The sequence below is a fragment of the Falsihalocynthiibacter sp. BN13B15 genome (assembly GCF_041205415.1).
In the GTDB taxonomy this organism is placed as follows: domain Bacteria; phylum Pseudomonadota; class Alphaproteobacteria; order Rhodobacterales; family Rhodobacteraceae; genus Falsihalocynthiibacter; species Falsihalocynthiibacter arcticus.
On the sequence record NZ_JBGFCE010000008.1, the window covers coordinates 116,479 to 135,026 of the forward strand.

The 18,548-nt window shown below is 52.3% G+C and carries 15 protein-coding genes and 1 tRNA gene; 6 read left to right on the forward strand and 10 right to left on the reverse strand.

Features of this window, described 5'->3' with window-relative positions; translation table 11 throughout:
• Positions 1-13: 13 nt before the first annotated feature.
• From AB9F26_RS14310 to AB9F26_RS14355, 10 genes are all read right to left on the reverse strand, one after another.
• Complete coding sequence (locus AB9F26_RS14310) at positions 14-2,986, reverse strand: hypothetical protein (protein WP_369768330.1); 2,973 nt, start codon at positions 2,984-2,986, stop codon at positions 14-16.
• Between the two features lie 148 nt (positions 2,987-3,134).
• Positions 3,135-4,427 carry an O-acetylhomoserine aminocarboxypropyltransferase/cysteine synthase family protein gene (locus AB9F26_RS14315; RefSeq protein WP_335585706.1) on the reverse strand — a complete coding sequence of 431 codons (1,293 nt, stop codon included), beginning with the start codon at positions 4,425-4,427 and terminating at the stop codon, positions 3,135-3,137.
• An 88-nt stretch (positions 4,428-4,515) separates the two neighbouring features.
• Positions 4,516-5,520 carry a hypothetical protein gene (locus AB9F26_RS14320; RefSeq protein WP_335585705.1) on the reverse strand — a complete coding sequence of 335 codons (1,005 nt, stop codon included), beginning with the start codon at positions 5,518-5,520 and terminating at the stop codon, positions 4,516-4,518.
• Between the two features lie 102 nt (positions 5,521-5,622).
• The gene (locus tag AB9F26_RS14325; RefSeq protein WP_369768331.1) at positions 5,623-6,552 is read right to left on the reverse strand and encodes an AEC family transporter; all 930 of its coding nucleotides are present in this window, start codon (positions 6,550-6,552) and stop codon (positions 5,623-5,625) included.
• 2 nt (positions 6,553-6,554) lie between these two features.
• Positions 6,555-7,346 (reverse strand): MBL fold metallo-hydrolase, encoded by a 792-nt coding sequence (locus AB9F26_RS14330; RefSeq protein ID WP_369768332.1) that lies wholly within the window; start codon positions 7,344-7,346, stop codon positions 6,555-6,557.
• Positions 7,346-8,143, reverse strand: coding sequence for a TatD family hydrolase (locus tag AB9F26_RS14335; protein ID WP_369768333.1), 798 nt, complete (start codon positions 8,141-8,143; stop codon positions 7,346-7,348). The genes AB9F26_RS14330 and AB9F26_RS14335 overlap by 1 nt, the downstream gene beginning before the upstream one ends.
• 17 nt (positions 8,144-8,160) lie before the next feature.
• On the reverse strand, positions 8,161-9,291 hold the full coding sequence (locus AB9F26_RS14340) for a DNA polymerase III subunit delta' (RefSeq protein ID WP_369768334.1): 1,131 nt from the start codon (positions 9,289-9,291) through the stop codon (positions 8,161-8,163).
• Entirely contained in the window at positions 9,284-9,973 is a 690-nt protein-coding gene (gene tmk, locus AB9F26_RS14345) for a dTMP kinase (RefSeq protein WP_335585700.1), read from the reverse strand. Before tmk ends, AB9F26_RS14340 begins: the two co-directional genes overlap by 8 nt.
• A 23-nt stretch (positions 9,974-9,996) precedes the next feature.
• Positions 9,997-11,202 carry a D-alanyl-D-alanine carboxypeptidase family protein gene (locus AB9F26_RS14350; protein ID WP_335585699.1) on the reverse strand — a complete coding sequence of 402 codons (1,206 nt, stop codon included), beginning with the start codon at positions 11,200-11,202 and terminating at the stop codon, positions 9,997-9,999.
• A 20-nt stretch (positions 11,203-11,222) separates the two neighbouring features.
• Positions 11,223-12,083, reverse strand: coding sequence for an SPOR domain-containing protein (locus AB9F26_RS14355; protein ID WP_335585698.1), 861 nt, complete (start codon positions 12,081-12,083; stop codon positions 11,223-11,225).
• 263 nt (positions 12,084-12,346) lie between these two features.
• On the opposite strand from AB9F26_RS14355, the gene AB9F26_RS14360 reads away from it, so the two are divergent.
• The 6 genes from AB9F26_RS14360 to AB9F26_RS14385 all read left to right on the forward strand — a co-directional run bounded on the left by AB9F26_RS14360 (position 12,347) and on the right by AB9F26_RS14385 (position 18,043).
• Positions 12,347-12,436 (forward strand) — tRNA-Ser (locus AB9F26_RS14360).
• A 224-nt stretch (positions 12,437-12,660) separates the two neighbouring features.
• Complete coding sequence (locus tag AB9F26_RS14365; RefSeq protein ID WP_369768335.1) at positions 12,661-13,935, forward strand: DUF6538 domain-containing protein; 1,275 nt, start codon at positions 12,661-12,663, stop codon at positions 13,933-13,935.
• 347 nt (positions 13,936-14,282) lie between these two features.
• Positions 14,283-15,257, forward strand: a complete 975-nt coding sequence (locus tag AB9F26_RS14370) for a hypothetical protein (RefSeq protein ID WP_369757820.1) — start codon at positions 14,283-14,285, stop codon at positions 15,255-15,257.
• Positions 15,258-15,353: 96 nt separating this feature from the next.
• A complete protein-coding gene (locus AB9F26_RS14375; protein WP_369757819.1) occupies positions 15,354-15,557 on the forward strand; it encodes a MerR family transcriptional regulator in 204 nt (67 codons plus the stop codon).
• 120 nt (positions 15,558-15,677) lie between these two features.
• Positions 15,678-16,538 carry a toprim domain-containing protein gene (locus tag AB9F26_RS14380; protein WP_369768336.1) on the forward strand — a complete coding sequence of 287 codons (861 nt, stop codon included), beginning with the start codon at positions 15,678-15,680 and terminating at the stop codon, positions 16,536-16,538.
• The gene (locus tag AB9F26_RS14385; RefSeq protein ID WP_369757817.1) at positions 16,535-18,043 is read left to right on the forward strand and encodes a YfjI family protein; all 1,509 of its coding nucleotides are present in this window, start codon (positions 16,535-16,537) and stop codon (positions 18,041-18,043) included. Before AB9F26_RS14380 ends, AB9F26_RS14385 begins: the two co-directional genes overlap by 4 nt.
• Positions 18,044-18,548 lie beyond the last annotated feature (505 nt).

An 18,548-nucleotide genomic window follows, 5' to 3' on the forward strand; every position in this document is an offset into this window, starting at 1 on the left:
GCCGCTACGCGTGTTAACCGCGTGGCGGCATTTTTAATGATATATTGCGCCCGCCTTTGACATAACGGATTTCGTCCGCGCCGATGGCCGCTACTTTTCCGCCGTCCACACGGTCGCCTACGCTGACTTCGATTATTTTGCCATTGCCCATACGCACAAGGGCGGAGCGTTTTGACGGGGTGCCGTAAACGCCAATTAGCGCGATTTTTCTTAGAGATATCATGTTCTTTTGTGTTGCCTCTTTTGCGACGGACGCGCGGGTTGGAATTTTTGGCCCCGTCGCCGCGGCGCTTGGTTTTGCGGCCACTGCTGCCACAACGGTTTCTTTTTCAGCAACGTTCTTGGGGTTGGCGCGAGCCTTCTCTACAAGGGCGGCAAAGTTGTTCGGTCGCGTCTTTGGGATACGTGAGGTGCTGACGGCAAACTCTGTTGCTGTTGTGCTGAGAGCGACGCCTTCGGGGGAAGTTTGTGCCGCGATCTGTTCGGACACTGGGCGCGGTGCTGGACGAAGGCGGGCCAACTGCTCTCGTGTGCGTCCACCCAAGAGGGCGATTTCGCGTAAATCTGCTAAGTTTTCTGGGCGTGCCAAAGGCCGCTTATTGCCAATTTCGGTCTGGACCAAATCGGTGGTCTGGAGGACGTCGCCGGTATCGGGGCGCGGCGCGGCGCGTTTAGGAGGCGGACCGGAAAAAACCAAAATTCCGTCGGGATTGATCGTCCCATCCGCTGAAGGAACAACGAGACCATTGTCGCCAAGCGCAAAAGTGCTTCCGGCAGGGGCGGGCGACGGTTGCTGTGGAATGGGGGAGTCGTCTGGAAGGGCGTCCGCTGTCGGAAGCGCCACTGGGTCAGACAAATCAACTTCCGGATCAAGAGACGGAACATAGAGATGGTCGGTATCTTCAATCTCTGGCGCTGGTTTGAGGTCTGGCGACCGTTGCCAAATCCCAGAGTCGCTATAGGTTTTTTCGGCCTCGGCCACAGTCAGCGGGGCAGGGCGACTCGGCTCTACTGCATTCAGCGTCTGATCCGATGGGATTTCTAGCTCGAGATCAAATGCGTCAGCCTCAACTTCAATTTCAACATCTGCGTTAAAGGCTGCAAAAACAGAGTCTTCTGGCAGTGCCGTTTCTTGGGCTGATGTTTGCGCTTGGGCGTTGAATTCCGTGAAGGTTCCCACATCGGAGTCGATATTGATGCGCGCGTCCTTAATCGGTCCCATAACAGACCAAAGAACGGCAATACCCATGACCAAAAGAAGCGCCAAAAGGAGAAAAAGGCCCAAGAAACGTGGCGTTTTCGATGAGGACGCTTTGCTCTTTCGTGCCCCAAATACAGTGACGTCCAATGGGGGCTGAACTGCGGCGGGTTTGAAGTCGTTGTCACGCGCAAGTTGTGCCTCATGTCCAAGGCTTGCGCTTAAATGCTCGCTGTCGGGCAATTCCATATCCGCTGAGGTGACATGGGCGTGCGCCAAGCGTTCCTCAAAACTTGGAATTGGATCCGAGCTCGCGCTTTCGCTGACAACAGGCGTGGGAATGATGGGCGCAAGAAGGGGGAGAGGCTCTGATTTTGTGACGACGACGGGATCAGGAGAAAGGACCGCGTCCGAAGGCTTCTGACGGGTTTCGCTGGCCTCGATTTCGGTCGGCTCGCGTGTCGAGGCAAAGGGGGGTGTTTGGGTGTCTTCCGACTGTGACTTTCTGCGCCACGACGTAAGTCCCCTTGCGGTTTGCGTTAGGGATTTGCTTGCGGGCTTTTCGCTTTGCTTCGCCCCGTTGTTTTTCAAGCGCGCGGCGATCCCGTCGGGAATCTTTGGCGCAGCCACAGGACGGTGCACAAATTCGCCCGCGCCCCCTGTATCACTGCGCTCGGCTGTGAGTGCTTTGCGCGACACGGCGATTGAGGGTGGCACAGAGGATGTGCCCTTCACCTTGGATAAATGCGCAGGAATTGGGGGGGTCTGTTGGTTTAAAACAGGTTTTTTCGCGTCAATGCTCGAAAAAAACGCTTCAAGGTCGGGGACGCTCGTGGTGTCAGGGGCCTCCTCGTCTTGAAATTCAAGGTCATCAGAGGGGCCTTTGTCGCTTTCAGTCGCTTCTGAGGTGTCCAATTGCGGATCAACTTGTGTGCTGATGCTCGCTTCTTCCTCGCTTTCAGGCTGCGTTCCTAGCGCAATCGATAAACGCCTTTTACTGCTCGAAATTTTGTCCTCTTTCGAGGCTTCCGGATCGGAAATTTCGGGTTCAACTACAGGTATGTCGTCGCTTGGGACTGTGTCTTCGGCTACTGTCTGCTGAGTAACTTCTGGTGCGGAAATCTCCGTCGGTATCTCGCTCATAAGCTCTTCGGTGGGCTTGACTTTGTCTTCAGCCGCAGGTGTCAACAGGACTGATTTCTGTAGCTTTCCTGAGAAAATCTTGTTTTTACCGTTGGGCATTTTGTCTAAAATAACAAAGGCTTCAACGTCTTTTTCAACGGCATCTTCTTGGTCAAGAAATGCGGATGAAAAGGCTGTAGCCCCAAAGAAAGGTTCCCCTTCGAAATTGGCATCCGTCGTATCCCCAACAAAGGAAACAGGGTTGAAACGATGCTCTACGGCAAAGGCTTCGGCTTCTTGCAATGTTTCTTTGGCCACGGCGGCCACATTCACCATATCACCTGCTACACGCCAATCAAACACGAGTTCCGATGGATCATAGGGCGTCAAATCGCGCAAGGCTTCACGGATTTGTGCCTCTCGGCTTGCGTCATCTGGTCCTTGTGCGGTGAGGCTTGTGAATAGGATTTGGGAGTTTGGCAGAATGAGTTTGCTGCTCAAACCACTGCCAGAAAGCTTGGTTGCTTTGTTGCGCAAATAGGCGAGCGTTTCTGCGAGGTCGGGCGTGTCGAGATCCGTCTCACCAACGAGTCGCCATCCCCCAGTTGCGCGGGAGAACAGGCGAATGCCTTCGTGAGAAAGGTTTAGGGCAAAACTTGGCTTCATCCTCTTGATCTACCACATATTAGAGTCATCTTGGCACCCCCAATTGCGCCAAATTTTACCGAGGAGGCGTATTCTTGCCCATAGCAAAATACGGCATATTGCGAAGCGGTTTTTGGGGGATGAGGGGGGCGAACCCCCCTCGATTTTGTTAAGCCGTTGCTTTGGTAAGGGCTTGGTCCAAGTCAACTTTCAAATCTGCGACGTCCTCAATTCCGATCGAGAGGCGCACGACATTTGGAGCAGCGCCCGCAGCTTCTTGCTGCTCTAGCGACAATTGGCGGTGGGTTGTCGAGGCAGAGTGGATAACCAAGCTGCGCGTGTCTCCAAGATTGGCGACGTGGCTAAAGATTTCGAGGCTATCCACAAACTTGAGGCACGCGTCATAGCCGCCTTTAAGCGCGATGGTAAAGAGACCTCCCGCACCTTTGGGGCAGACTGTTTCAATGCGGCCATAGTAGGGCGACGACGGCAGGCCCGCATAGGTCACATAGTCAACTCTGGGGTCTTTTTCGAGCCATGTCGCCAGTTCAAGCGCGTTCTCGACGTGGCGTTGCATGCGCAGCGAAAGCGTCTCGGTACCCATCAAAGTATAGTGGGCGGCTTGCGGGTTCATGGTCATGCCAAGGTCGCGTAAACCAATGGCAATACCGTGGAATGTATAGGCCATCGGGCCAAATGTGTCTTTGAACACGAGGCCGTGGTACGCGGGTTCTGGCTGGGACAGCGACGGGAATTTATCGTTAGCACCCCAATCAAAATTGCCCGAATCCACAACGCAACCGCCCGTGACCGTGCCATTGCCGGTGAGGTATTTCGTGGTGGAATGCACAACCAATGTGGCCCCAAGAGCGATTGGATTGCAGAGATATGGCGTCGCGGATGTATTGTCGACGATCAACGGAATACCCGCCGCGTCGGCGATTTTCGCAATGGCCGGAATATCGGTGATATAGCCGCCCGGATTTGCGATACTTTCACAGAAAATGGCGCGGGTGTTTTCGTCGATTGCCGCCGCAACCGCCGCCTCATCGTCAAAATCAACAAATGTGGCTGACCAACCGAAACGTTTGATCGTGTGGCTGAATTGCGTGATTGTGCCACCGTAAAGACGGGTGCTGACGACCACATTCAAACCCGGTTGCATCAGGGGAAAGAGCGCCATGATCTGGGCTGCGTGACCTGAGGAGCAGCAAACACCGCCAATGCCACCCTCAAGGGTTGCGATGCGTTCTTGCAGAACTGCGACGGTGGGGTTGGTTAGGCGGGAGTAAATATACCCGACTTCTTGCAGGTTAAACAACGCGGCGGCGTGATCCGCATCGCGAAAAACGTAAGCTGTTGTTTGATAAATTGGTGTTTGGCGTGCGCCTGTCGCGGGGTCGGGGTGTGCGCCCGCGTGAATTTGTTGGGTGTCAAAGCCGAGGGATTTTACGTCACTCATTGGAACCTCCTTATGAAAATCTCTAGAAGACTAGGCAAAAGTCTGCATCGCAACAATGGCTTAATTCAGCTTGAGAAAAACTTTGCCATTAACGCATCCAAAACCCTTCGCGCCGAAGCGTGTTTCGGATAACTTTTTCACGGCGCGGAAGGTTGTCTTGATCAAAAAGCGCGCGGGCTTTGCGTCCGCGCCCCTGATAGATCATGCGCTTGATCGGGTCATAGAGTTTTAGACGTTTTTTAAGCTTATTGGGGGCTGCTACGGCCTCAAGAATTTCGAGGGTCCGTTCAGGTTCGCGCGCATAAAGGAGGGGGAGAAACCTGTAGTGGCAACTCGTTTCACCATCCAGTTTGCTGACCGACGGAGAGGGGCGACCGCCACCAAAGGAGTGAATGACCAAGGGGAGCGCGACTTGATCGAGCCACGGGGTGAGCGGCTGACAAACAAGCTCCTCTGGGGTGTCGTCGCGAATTTCGAGGGCATATTCGAGGAAGCGGGTGCCGAATTCATGCGGGCAGCGAAAGTAGAACCATCCAGCGTTAAAATAAAGGTAGCGCTCCCAGTATTCGTCGGGTTGCGAGAGATCGAGCGTGCTTTCAAATTCAAGACCAAAGCGATCATAAAGTGATTTCCATGTCTGGGTATATCCGGGGCCGTAAAGCTCTTGTTCGGGCCACGTTCCTTCGCGCTTCATCGAAGCGGACGGGCGATCAAAGTCAAATTCGATCTCATCCAAGGGGCCGGTCACCAAAGTATCGGTGTCGAAAAAGACGAAATTCTCGCCCTTGGGCATCGCAAGCAGAGCTTCGATTTTATTGCCATTGGGATAAGCTTTGCCAAAATACTGGTTCTCAAACGGCAGGATTTCCGCCCCCATATCCGTAAGCGCGTCGTGGATATCGGAGGGCATGCGGGGGGCTTGTCCGCGCCAAAGATCCGAGGGCTGGGGTTCGGCGACAAAAACGCGGCCATTGAAGTTCGGCGAACTCGCGCGCAGGCTGGCCACAAAAAGCAAGGCTTCATAGGCGAGGCGTCCATTTTGCCCGATGATCAAAATGTTGAATTTTTGGCCGACGTCAGATTTCTTTGCCATAATGTACGCGCTCTAACCATTTTTTGCTCTGTGGGAACTATAGCCGCTAATCGGTTCTGTCAAAAGGACAATTGGAGCGTGGCCCGCGTTCCAAAGTTTACCCTAGGGCAGAACCGCGAGCCAAAGCCAAATCGTGCCAATAGAAAGGGCGGTCGCAATGAGCACAGTCGAGGCCGCGACACGCTTCGCGACACCGTACATATTTGCAAAAACATAGGCATTCACACCCGGCGCCATAGACGCCGTGAGGACGGCGGATCGCAGGCTTTGTGTTGGTAATTCGAGTTGGGTTCCCATCGCAAATGTGATCATCGGATGCACGAGCAGCGAAAGGGTGACCGCAAAGAAAATCGTGCGTAAATCCCCTTCAGGGCGATAGCGAAAGAGCACGCCTCCGAGAGCAAAAAGCGCGACGGGCAGTGCAGTTCTTGCCACGAGATCAATGGCGTCGGACAGGGGCGTCGGGATGTAGAGGCCCGTCAGATTAACTACGAACCCCAGTGCGATGCCGATGACCAAAGCGTTTCGGAACATCGCGCGCAAGACGGCGCGCCCCGTTGCAAGGGGGCTTCCGCCGCGATTGCGAACGACTTCCATGACGGTGATGCCAAGTCCGTAACAGAAGGGCGAGTGCACCGCAATGATCGCGTAATTTGCCTGAAGAGCGTCGGGGCCAAATGCCCGTTCCGTGATGGGCAGACCAAGCAATAGGGAGTTTGAAAAAAGCCCGCAAAACCCAATGGCCACACAATCTTCCCACGGGCGATTAAACAAAAAACGCGCTCCAAACATACCGAGGACAAAGCAAATTGTGGCCCCTGCATAAAAGCTGAGGAGAAGGCGTGGGTCGAGATTTTCGCTTAAATCCAGCGTCGAAATGGCTCGAAATAGCAGGCAGGGAATCGCGAAATACTGGGTGAACCTCATCAGGGCATCGACACCATCGTCGGAAAATAGCTTTTTCCAAACAACAAGATAGCCCGCACCGATAACCAAAAAAACCGGCAAGATGACATCAATGAGCGCTTGCATGGTTAGCCTTTGGTTTCGATCACCATACCATCAAAGGCAGGGGTCACGTGTGCAGGCAATTCGCTGGCGAGGGTCTGGAAGTCTAAATCGATATGCATGTTTGTAATGACCGCGCGCTCCGGGGCGGTTTGAGCGATCCAGTCCAAGGAGGTCTCAAGATTTATGTGGCTTGGATGGGGCTTGTAGCGAAGAGCGTCGAGCACGAAAATTTCAAGTCCGTTGAGGCGACTGAACGTGTCTTCACTCATCGCGGAAACATCGGGAAGATACGCCAAGCCCCCCATGCGAAACCCCAGCGCCGTGATGCGTCCATGCTGAACGGGAAGGGGGGTAAAGGTGATGTCGCCACCCGGTCCCTCAACCACAAAATCCTCGTCATCAATCGAGTTGAGATCGCAAATGGGCGGGTAGTCGCTGCCCTTTGGTTGCACAAAAGCATAACCAAATCGCGAGATTAGATCGTTGGTTGTGTCGCTGTCGGCCCAAACGGGCATGCGTGTGCGCGTGTTGAAAACGATTTGGCGAATGTCATCGAGGCCGTGCATGTGGTCGGCATGGGCGTGGGTCATCACCACGGCGTCCAACGTGCCGACCTCGGCGGCCAAAAGCTGGGCGCGCATGTCGGGCGATGTATCGATCAACACGCGGGTAACCCCGTTGGGGCCAATTTTTTCAACCAACATGGAGCAGCGCTGGCGGCGGTTTTTTGGGTTCTGCGGATCGCACGCGCCCCAAAGCCCACCCAATCGAGGGACGCCACCTGAGGAGCCGCAGCCCAATATAGTGAAACGCATCACGATGGAGTCCAAGCCGCGGCTTTTGCAAAAAGCCGATCAAAATTTAACTGGGTTTGGGTGGCGAATTCCGCGAAGGGCATGTCAAAGACCTCAGCGCCGACGGCGGCAGTTAGAGCACTAAATGCAGGTTCGTTGCGCTTGCCACGGTGGGGCGGTGGCGCAAGATACGGTGCGTCCGTTTCGACCAGAATCCGGTCCACGGGGGCCGAGGCAAAGATTTCACGAAGCTCGGTAGAACGTGGAAAACTGGCGATGCCAGACATCGAAAGGTAGAACCCAAGATCAAGGGCCGCGCGGCCCAATTCGGCACTGCTTGAGAAGCAATGCATAACACAGGAAAAGGCACCAGCCGCGTGCTCTTGAGCCAAAATACGCGCCATGTCGTCGTCGGCCGCACGCGCGTGGATGACGAGGGGAAGGCCTGTTTGACGGGCGGCCTCGATGTGAATGCGCAGGCTTTCCTGTTGAATATCAAGGCTTTCTCGGGTGTAATGGTAATCAAGTCCCGTTTCGCCAATGGCGACGAATTTTGGGTGTTTCGCAAGATCGACAAGCTCTTGTACTGTTGCCATCGGCTCTTCGGCGGCACTCATAGGATGCGTCGCCGCGGCCCAAAAAACGGGATCATAGTCGTCCGCAATCGCGCGAACGTTCGCGGCATTTTTGAGGCGCGTACATATAGTCACCATGCGGCTTACACCTGCGGCCTGAGCGCGAGCAATGACGTCAGGAAGTTCGTCGGCGAAATCCGGAAAATCAAGGTGACAGTGGCTATCGGTAATTTGGGGCAGCATCCGGAATCCCTTGAAGTCTATTGATTTTGGGCAAGTGTGCCCGCAGTTTGGTCCATCTTCAAAAGCATATCAAGGATGAGCGCGGCAGGGTCAAGGTTCACGGCGCGCCCATGGCGCACGCGTGTACTTAACGATTGTTGTAGATTGGCCCATTCCCGCGCGTGCGGTGGGCAATTTGACAGGCGGGAAAATAATCCCGCTTCGCCCTTGGCGGCTTCAATCACAGGTGGCCCCGACACGCCCGCACGCGCCATGCGCGACAGCAGAAGGTCTAGCAAATCGAGCAATAGATCGTATCGGGGCACATTTTTTGCCCCAACAGCCGTTTCCGCAAGAGCGAGGGCGCGTTGGCGATCAAGCCCGGGTGCTGCCTGCATCAAATCAATGATGTATTGGTAGGTTTTGAGCCCATCTAGCGTGGTGAGGCGCATGGCTTCTCCGACGCTTCCGGCCGCGAGTGCGGCAAGAATAACGGGGTTGGCGTCGTTTTGCGCCCCGGCTGCCGCGAGCGCCAGAGCCATTTCCTCGGGGGGAAGAGGGTGGCATCGCAATTCGCGACACCGCGACCGGATCGTCGGCAAAAGGCGGCTGGGCTGGTGACTGATCAGGAGGAGCGTTACGTTTTCTGGCGGCTCTTCTAGAAGCTTCAGAAGCGCATTCGCCGCCTGAACATTCATCTCATCAGCTGTGTCCACGATCACCACGCGACGTCCTCCATCGGTGGCCGAAAGGGAGAAAAAATTCTTGAGTCGACGCACTTCATCAACGGAAATGACGGTTTTAAGTTTGCCCGTTTTCTCATCCGTTGGCCGCCGCAACAAAAATAGACGTGGCTCCGACATCGCCGCAATGCGGTGCGAGACCGGATTGTCAGGAGAAATCGCAAGCGTTTTTGCAGGGGCGGGATCGTCGCCGAAAAGGCTTGGCCCGCTGTGCGCAGGTTGCGAGATAAGGAAGCGCGCAATTTGCCACGCGAGGGTTGCTTTGCCGACACCGCGTGGGCCGGTCATTAGCCAGCCGTGATGCAGGCGGCCAGTGTTGAACGCCTCAAGAAACGCAGCCTGAGCGCGGTTCTGCCCCAAGATTTCGTGGGTTTCACGCGGGTGGGGCGCGCCTTCGATGCGGTCAGGTTCTAGCGCTTCAGCCATTCTGTTGCGCCATGTTCTGAGATATCTTCGCCATCGCACGCGCTAGGATATCGGCGGCAACATTTTCCATATCTCGGTTTCCGTCAATTAACTGACAGCGTGTCGGGAACTCCTGCGCGAGTTTCAAAAATCCTGCGCGCATTTTGCTCTGTAGGTCTTCGCCAAAGTCCTCAAACCGTTCTTCGGTTGTTTGACGCGACTTGGCGCGGGAGAGGCCCGTTTTCGGATCCATATCAATGATGAAGGTCAAATCGGGTTCACGGCCAATCATCAAGCTGTGCAACTGATCTACTACGGCGCGTAAATCGCCACGGCTTATGCCTTGATACATGCGGGTGGAATCGGCGAAACGGTCGCAGAGAACGATTTTTCCGGCTTCGATGGCGGGAAAAATCGTTTTTTCGAGGTGGTCGCGACGGGCGGCTGTAAAAAGCAAAATTTCACTTTCCGCCGACCAGCGATCCGGATCGCCTTCAAGGACCAGCGACCGTATTTCTTCAGCTCCCTTAGAACCACCGGGCTCGCGCGTTAAAACAACGTCATACCCATCAGCTCGCAATGCATCTCTTAAGAGCTTGATCTGAGTCGATTTTCCCGAGCCATCAATCCCCTCAAAACTAATGAAAAGCCCCCCAGAGTTGGAGGGATTGCATTTGGGGGATGAAAATTTAGCGATGGTCATTTGCGGAACCTAGCCCTCTAGGCTCAGATGGACAAGCCCAGCGTGTCGCCCGTGAAGCGATTAAACAGAATTGAAAAACTCGAGCGCAACCGAGGGAGAAAACCGCCCTCAAGGACGTCCTGTTTGGCGACGAGGGGCAAGCGGGTTTGGGGCATGTCGGGAAGCGTCAAAACGAGTTCGGCGAGGGCGTCCCCCGCCTTGACGGGCGCTTGAATCGGACTATTGAATACTACTTCTGCCTGAATTTCGCCCTGTGCAAGAGCTGGAAATAATATCTGCAGGTCTTCTGGGGCGATCAGATCGACAGTTTGTGTACTGCCCATCCACACGGGGGCGGTTGCCAAGATCTCGTCTTTTTTGGCCAATGTCTTTAGAACAAATTGCCGAAAGGCCCAGTTCACCACTTGCTCCGCCTCTTCTGCGCGCTCTTTTTCACTGTTAAGGCCAGAAATGACAAATACAACCCGTCGATCGCCCTGAAGGGCAGAGCCAATAAGTCCATAGCCCGCTTCGCTTGTGTGCCCCGTTTTTAGGCCGTCCGCGCCAATGTTCAGTTTGAGCAACGGGTTGCGATTGAAGCGGTTGTCTGGTGCCCGCCCGTCATAGCCGAACTCTGTCTGAGCGAAGAAATGATAGTATTCAGGAAATTCCGTGATCAACCGTTGCCCCAATGAGCCAAGATCCCGCATACTCATACGTTGATTGGGCGCAGGCCAGCCGGAGGCGTTCTCAAAAGTTGAATTATTCATCCCGAGTGCCTTGGCGCGGTCATTCATTAGGCGAGCAAAGGCCTCTTCAGTGCCCGCAAGCCCTTCAGCTACAACGACACACGCGTCGTTTCCAGACAACACAATGATGCCTTGAATTAATTCGCCAACGGTGGGGCGGTCGGTTTCGTTGAGAAACATTGTCGAGCCGCCCATGTTTTTCGCACGCGTGGATACGGAAAAAACCGTGTCCATGGTCACGCGCCCGTCCTGTAGGGCCTCAAACAACATATTAATCGTCATTAGTTTTGACATTGACGCTGGTGGCAAAGGGATGTCGGCATTTTTTTCAAGAAGCACTGTACCCGTCGTAAGGTCCAATACATACGCGCTTTGGGCGCGCGTATCGTAGTTCTGCGCCTGTGCCGTAAAAGCGGCGGGTAGCGCGAGAAGAAGCGTCAAAAATCCGGTTATTACGGATCGGCGCCCAATTTCGGATCGCAGGTTATTGAACAAACGCATGACGCTCCCCCTTTTTAGATTTAGTTCGATACGTAGTAGGCGCCGCTATAGCCCAGTGCGGTCACCGATTTTTGTAACGCATCTTTTTCGGATTTTCCGCCCACAGGGCCAACAACCACACGCCAGAAAGTTTTCCCTTTGGAGGTTTGTTTCTTGATCGTTGGGATCATGCCTGCGCCGCGCATTTTTTCTGCGGTTGAGTTTGCGTTGGCTTCGATGCTGTAAATCCCAAGTTGTAGGAAGGATTGCTCGGAGGTATTTTTCGTCGACGATAAAGCAGGTTTTGGTGTCGCTGCTGGCATTGCCGCGATCACTGGTGCTACTTCGCTGTCTACCGCATCAAGCGCCGCAGAAGCGGATGCAATTGGATCGAGCGCGGTTTCCGTAACTTCAGCGGCGATCACGCCCTCTCCATCCGAAACCTCAACCATTTCTATGCTCTCGTCGGGGTCTTCAATCGTAATTTCTTCACGCCGTAAAGCGGTAACGCTCATCTGGACGGGAGCACCGGCGATCATCCCAATGGCGTCTGCCGCGTCCGAGGAAACCTGAAGTTTGGGGCCAGGTGTTTCACGTTCTTTTCGGAAAAGAGCGCCAATGACAAACTTGCCGTTTGCCTCATTCCGGATTAAAACCCGCTCAGGGTCTTTTGCGGTTGGATGTGCAACCCAAACCCCACCCAGTGACGGGCGGCCATCCCAAAGCCCCTCTTCGGTGACTTGAAAAACCTCCGGTGCTTCGACATCATTTTCAACGGTTCTTGTTGATCCTGATGTTGATTTTCCGGGGTTATTTTTTGTGCCCGTATTTTCGACGCAACCCACAAGCCCAAAGCTCAAGGCCGTGATTACGGCAAATTTGATATACGATTGTCCCAACATGCTTCGCCCTCTATCGTCCGCGTTTGCACGCGTAACCGCCAGTTTCTGGCTATTTTTATATTTCTTTCCCAATGCCTTGGTCCATTTTTCGTAAAATGCACTGGTGGCAATTCGCCTGATTTTATTACACCTATAGTGTCTTTTGCCGCCACTCTAACCAAGCCTTGGGCACATGAAAAGCCTGTCCTACACCAATGCGCGATTTTCTGCGCTCAACTGAGGGCTTTTCGAATCACAAAACCCTCGTTAACACGTGCGAAGTCGGAGGAGTGGCAGAGTGGTCGAATGCACCGGTCTTGAAAACCGACGGGCCTTAACGGGTCCCCAGGGTTCGAATCCCTGCTCCTCCGCCAGAACCTTCCCTGAGCTTTGGTATGGAAAACGAGAAATCTTTCGTTAACGCGCTGGTTTTAAATGATTTGTGCAAAGTTTTCCTTTTGAAGGCAGCAATTGCGTCAAGTAAGAATGCAGGATTGCTTCGAGTTTTGGTGCACAGGTTGGTACACAATTAGGTACACTTGTCATTCTGCGCGTAATGCTGATAACTGTTTGCAAAGTCACAATAGCGGCGGATGGAATGAAAAGCTTAGAACAGCGTAACGGAATTTATTCCATGCGAAAACGGGTGCCTATCCGATACCGACAGGTTGAGGAGCGCAAGATGATACGGTACTCCCTGAACACGGATTCCAGGCAAATAGCAGAAGAAAAAGCCAGAAAGGTTTGGGACTATCTCATTGCCACGTGGGAATTGCGTCTTGAGGGGGATTCCGACAGCGCGGAAAGACGATACCAAGCCGCGATCAACATCGCCAAGAGCAAAGGCTTCACCTATCTGACCGCACTACAAGTGGTTCAACTCCCGCTCGAAGAAGTTCTGAAACGAATAGAAGCGGCCACCGACAAATCAGGGAAAATAAACGAAACCGAACTTGCCGCCTTGGCTGGAACCGTTGATCCGCCCGCATTAACCTTGAGCGGGGCATTGGACGCATATTGGCCCATGGCGCGCGATATGGTGCAGGGGAAAAGCGATTTGCAGATCAGACATTGGCGCAATCCTCGGATGAAAGCATTCAAAAACTTCATCGACATTGTGGGTGATCTTGAGTTGGAACAAATCACCCCAGACACGATGAATGAGTTCAGGAGCTGGTGGATGGACCGGATCGAAGGGGAAGGCGTCACGCCAAATTCGGCTAACAAGGATTTCACCTATTTGACATCCATTCTGCGCAAGGTGAACCGCGCCAAGGGGCTTAACCTCACACTTCCATTTGATGGGTTGAAGATAAAGGAAGGTAAGAAATACGCGCGCCCACCCTTCTCGGATACGTGGATCAGGGAAAAGCTTCTCAAAGCTGGCGCCATGGACGGATTGAACACGGAAGCGCGCGCGATCCTGTTGGGCATGATAAACACCGGATACAGACCCTCCGAAGGGGCTTGCCTCACAAGCGATCAAATCAGGCTTGATCACAACATCCCTCATATCATCATCCAACCAGTGGGTCGCACCCTCAAAAATCACCACTCGGAGCGCACAATACCCTTGGTTGGGGTGAGCCTAGAATCGTTCAGGGCGCATCCCCAAGGGTTTCCGCGATATGGGGCAGATAGCGCTAGCCTGTCAGGCACGATAAATAAGTTTTTGACCGAGAACGGATTGCGTGAAACGCCCAAACATAGCGTCTATTGCTTGCGTCACAGTTTTGAAGACAGGTTATTAGCCAAGAACGTGCCCGATAGGCTTGCAGCCGACCTTATGGGACATGCGCTTGTGCGCGAACGCTACGGATCAGGGGCGTCGCTCGAACAAAAGTTCGAGGCAATCAACGCTATCGCTTTTTGAGGTCTATAAAAGTGATCTCCATAGCGGTGAATATTGCTTTTTTCTCTAAAAAAGATCCAGTAGTGGGCCCCTAGTACCTATTAAAATCAACCATTCTAGAGAGACTGAATGAGGTCGCTTTTGGACAAGACGCCTCGGCCCCCTTAATTGCACAAAGACTATCCGCTGGATGGATGCTTCTATGTTTTCAGCACTTTGGAAGTGGGAAGTTAGCTATAATATGTACATAACGTGGGGACTGTTTTAATTACGCACGTTCTGATCCATTGAGGCGCCATAAAGACTTGATGGAGCTCCGGTCGCCGTATGTTGCCGGAAGCAGCGCTGGAATTGTAAGGAGAAATTTAATGTTTGCACCCGTTGGTTATATCCCATTGATTGACTTGTTCGAGGCTGCCTACAACGAAGATTATCAAGCTCATGAATATCTGGATCAAGCGGATCTATTTTCTTCTAGGTTTTATGCAGATATGCCTAACGACATAGTAAAACAGTGGATAATGGACTTTTGCAAAGAAGAACTTCACCTAACCAAAGATGGCTCTTTTCCAATTCGAATAAGTCACATTCCATTTACCCGTGGGGTATTCCGCTGGGGCGCTATGTGCAGCCATTTTAGTGAAGATCTCATCATAACCCTTAAGCTAACTGATGAATTGATGGCTCAACATGACTTATGTGAGGAAGTCTCACGAAAAGATGCCTCAGATTTCTCAGAGCGGGGTGAATTCTTTTCTGATGCGGTTAACACGGACTGTGAAATAAACCTTGAGCAACAAGTAAATGGAGATGAAATAGCCCAGAGCCTCGATTCCACGTATATCGATAAAATCGGGCATGTCAGCCCAAAACTTTTTTTAGACTACCGAACCGGTACCATTTCCATGAAGCTGTATGACCATCTTTCAAAACTGGACGATGAAGCTGATGAAGCTAAGGAAATATGCTTATTTGAAGACATGGTATCAGTAGCCGGCGTTCTAAGGCAATTTGACGGATATGCGGTTTGTATCCCAGAGAGGCTGTATCATGAAGGCTGGAAAGATTTTTGGAACATGCGAGGTGAAAAAGAACTCGATGATGACAAAACTCAACTTACATTTAGTGGACTTGAGGACCAATCCGAACAAAGCAAAAAAACAGAAAGGATGGTGGAGAGAGAGTTTTGCCTGTTCCTAACAGAAAATGGTTGCCCGAAGATAACGAAAGAACGCTTCGCTGCAAAGTTTGCTAGTGGATTGAAAGTTCGAGCGCAGCAGCGAGTTTGGGCGAAAGTGGCACAGGATTTCCCATATTTATCCAAGCCGGGGCGTAAATCGTGACACTGTTTCGAAACGCTAATTTAATCGTGACACCTATTTAAGCCGAAATACGCGTTGTTAATTGGGAACCATAATTAAACCTATGGAGATAACCCCATGACAGCCTTATTTGACGAAGAACGACACTATCAAGTGACGGACCCACTTATCCTTACGTTGCTTGGAAGCCGCGAGAAGCAGGCTCAAATGCGCCATCATGGACGCTCGCCTGCCTTTTACCGTCAGGGCCGCAAAATCATTTATCAAGGTTCAGATCTAAATAAATGGGCAAATGCCCAGCGCATCGAGCCTTCAAAATAAACGAAAACCCCATTCGGATAAACGGGGTTTTCGAGGGATACTTTAGACTTGTGATAGAGTTTTAGTGTACCAGACCCGTTCCGAATTTCAAACCAAAACTGAAATGAAGGAATAGTATAAATGGATATCCAATCACTCACGCTTAGGTTGGGGGGCACATATCACAATGGTAAAGGCCAGGCGCCGTGCCCGATCTGTCAGCCTGAACGTAGAAACGATCAAAATGCTTTAAGCCTGTTACTGCAAGGAAACAGAATTCTCGCCCATTGTTTCAAGTCGGAGTGCAGTTATGCGCAAATTGCATTGGCGGCAAAGCTGCCCACAAGAGAGGCTGGCTATGAGTTTGAAGCCCAGAAAGGGGCGGTCAAAGTCTTCACCAAATGCCAGCTTGCCCAAACAAGGAGGGCGCGCACTTTATGGAAAGAAAGCAGGCCGATACAAGGCACCGAGGCGGAGGCATACTTGCAAGGTCGCGGTATATCAATTCCGCTTCCAAAAAGCTTGCGCTTTGTTCCGGATATCTATCACGGACCATCTAGCAGCAAGTGTTGTGCTATGGTTGCTAATGTCGAACCATGCGGCGGGGTGCATAGAACATATTTCACGCATGGAGGCGAGCGTTTAGCAACCTTTGCGAAGATGATGTTAGGGCCTTGCAGCGGTGGTGCTGTTGGGCTTTCCAATGGCGACGGGCCCTTGATCGTTTGCGAAGGGATTGAAACGGGGCTAAGCCTGTTGCAAATCTTCGGCGATCGCTCCCCCACTGTTTGGGCTGCCTTGTCCACAAGCGGCATTAAGGGCTTAGAACTCCCTATGCTGGCCCACCGCTTGATCATTGGTGGTGATGGTGATGAGGCTGGCAAACGGGCAGCAACCAGTCTTGCATGGCGAGCGACAGCGCTGGGCTGGTCTGTTTCATTGATGCTAGCTCCTAGGGGGAAAGATTGGAACGATGTGCTTGTCGCTGGGGCCGCATCATGAACAAAACTGCATCAAAAATCACTCCGTTTCTTGGGAATGCCCCACAACCAATAATCAGAGAAATCCCCGAGGGAGAAGAATTCCCGGTTGAAGCACTAGGCCCTCTCAAAGAAGTGGTACTTGGCGTCCACGACAAAACCCAGGCACCCATTGCTATTGCAGCACAGTCAGCTCTGTCGATTGCATCTTTGGCCACGCAAGCCTTTGGAAATGTGGAGACAGAAGGCCGAATTTTTCCCTGCAGTTTATTTGTCCTAACTATCGCACAGTCGGGCGAGCGTAAAAGCAGTTGTGATAAACTATTGATTGAGCAGATCAGAGTGTATGAGCAGGATGCTCAAAAAATATACAACGCAGAAGTGGAGCGGCACGCCATTGATTTAAGGATTTGGGAAAAGAAGAGAGAAAAACTCTTAATGGACGCAATGGATGGAAAAACTGCAGATAAGCAAGCTGCTGCAAATGCGGAGCTAGAAGCATTCCACCCGCAACCGCACCCGCCTCGCGCGCCCAACAGAACGGTCACAGAGCCTACGTTTGAGGGGTTGGTTAAGCTATATGAAAAAAGCCATCCGTCACTCGGGTTGCTCACAGATGAAGGAGGAGGTCTAATCGGTGGCCACGCCATGAATAAAGACAATGTGTTAAAAACGTGCGCTGGGCTGTCTAGCCTATGGGACGGAGCACCAATCGTAAGAACGCGTGCGGGCGATGGCAGCCTGACGATGTATGGGCGTAGGTTGGCTATTCACATCATGGTGCAACCGGTCGCCGCTCGCCCAATGCTGGCTAACCCTGTTGTTGCTAGTCAAGGTTTCTTGGCGCGTTTCTTAATTTGTGAGCCCCCAAGCACGATTGGAACAAGAACGAGGCGCGGGTATGATCCGGTAAGTGATGCACAGATCGCAACGTTTGGTGCAAAGCTTCGCCTGTTGCTGGAAACTGAACCACCTTTAAGGAAAGATTCAAACAACGAACTTGATCCGCCTGCTTTAACCTTATCGGATGAAGCAACAGACAGGTTGTGGTATTATTTCAAAGCCACTGAAGAAGGGCAAAAAGCGGGGGGCGAATATTCAAGCATATGCCCTTTTGCGAGTAAAAGTGCCGAGCAAGCTGTTAGAATTGCCGCTGTTTTGACTTTGTGGGAAAACGTGCACGCTTCTGAAATCACAGCCCATACCATGGGAAACGCTATTATTTTGGCGCGCTACTATCTGATTGAAGCCAAACGTCTCGTCGACTCCGCTTTGGTTTCCGAGAAAGCTAGTAGGGCTGAAATGTTGCGACTATGGCTTCTTAACAAATGGGCGGACAAGGAAATTTTACCGAGTGACGTTGTAAAGCACGGCCCAAACTCCCTACGCGACACCAAGAAAGTAAAAGAAGCTTTGGCTGTTGTGGAAGAACATGGTTGGATCGTTCGTATCCCGCCGGAAACTGTTGTTCGAGGTGCCCATCGCACAACGGCATATAGGATCGTTCGTGTTGCAGAATCTGGGTGATGCTCCGGATGAGATCTGATTTAATGTAGGGTAATTTAATGTAAGTTTGGGTTTGGCGGCCCGCTATTCCTGCTATTCCTGCTATTTTGGGGGCCACAGTGGCAGACATTTATCGCAAAATAGCGGAAATAGCAGAAATAGCAGTGCTGCCTTATCTTCTAGTTTCTTGAGAATGGGACGCAGACATCACTTCAAAGCATCATGACTGTTATCCATTTCCGTGAAGTAAAGCTGATCCAAAGTTTGTTCTAAAAAGCCTTACCGCGGGCATTCCAAATATCGCCTGAGGTGCCGAGTAGATTGATGATGATGGAATTATTCTCCGCCCCCCTCCCAGACGGATCATATGAAAAAATGCGTCGTGACGCAGATTGTCACTATGTGGATCCTTTTCAGGACAGAGAAACCCTCACGAAACGAGTTTACACGATGAAAAATACTGACATTCATTTCATATTTCCTCGCCGAGGAGATCGCATATACTGGTCGCTCTCCGAGAGCGCGC

Coding starts and splice junctions, on each gene's coding strand:
- AB9F26_RS14310 (WP_369768330.1), bottom strand. CDS start 2,986: ATGAAGCCAAGTTTTGCCCTAAACCTTTCTCACGAAGGCATTCGCCTG.
- AB9F26_RS14315 (WP_335585706.1), bottom strand. CDS start 4,427: ATGAGTGACGTAAAATCCCTCGGCTTTGACACCCAACAAATTCACGCG.
- AB9F26_RS14320 (WP_335585705.1), bottom strand. CDS start 5,520: ATGGCAAAGAAATCTGACGTCGGCCAAAAATTCAACATTTTGATCATC.
- AB9F26_RS14325 (WP_369768331.1), bottom strand. CDS start 6,552: ATGCAAGCGCTCATTGATGTCATCTTGCCGGTTTTTTTGGTTATCGGT.
- AB9F26_RS14330 (WP_369768332.1), bottom strand. CDS start 7,346: ATGCGTTTCACTATATTGGGCTGCGGCTCCTCAGGTGGCGTCCCTCGA.
- AB9F26_RS14335 (WP_369768333.1), bottom strand. CDS start 8,143: ATGCTGCCCCAAATTACCGATAGCCACTGTCACCTTGATTTTCCGGAT.
- AB9F26_RS14340 (WP_369768334.1), bottom strand. CDS start 9,291: ATGGCTGAAGCGCTAGAACCTGACCGCATCGAAGGCGCGCCCCACCCG.
- tmk (WP_335585700.1), bottom strand. CDS start 9,973: ATGACCATCGCTAAATTTTCATCCCCCAAATGCAATCCCTCCAACTCT.
- AB9F26_RS14350 (WP_335585699.1), bottom strand. CDS start 11,202: ATGCGTTTGTTCAATAACCTGCGATCCGAAATTGGGCGCCGATCCGTA.
- AB9F26_RS14355 (WP_335585698.1), bottom strand. CDS start 12,083: ATGTTGGGACAATCGTATATCAAATTTGCCGTAATCACGGCCTTGAGC.
- AB9F26_RS14365 (WP_369768335.1), top strand. CDS start 12,661: ATGAAAAGCTTAGAACAGCGTAACGGAATTTATTCCATGCGAAAACGG.
- AB9F26_RS14370 (WP_369757820.1), top strand. CDS start 14,283: ATGTTTGCACCCGTTGGTTATATCCCATTGATTGACTTGTTCGAGGCT.
- AB9F26_RS14375 (WP_369757819.1), top strand. CDS start 15,354: ATGACAGCCTTATTTGACGAAGAACGACACTATCAAGTGACGGACCCA.
- AB9F26_RS14380 (WP_369768336.1), top strand. CDS start 15,678: ATGGATATCCAATCACTCACGCTTAGGTTGGGGGGCACATATCACAAT.
- AB9F26_RS14385 (WP_369757817.1), top strand. CDS start 16,535: ATGAACAAAACTGCATCAAAAATCACTCCGTTTCTTGGGAATGCCCCA.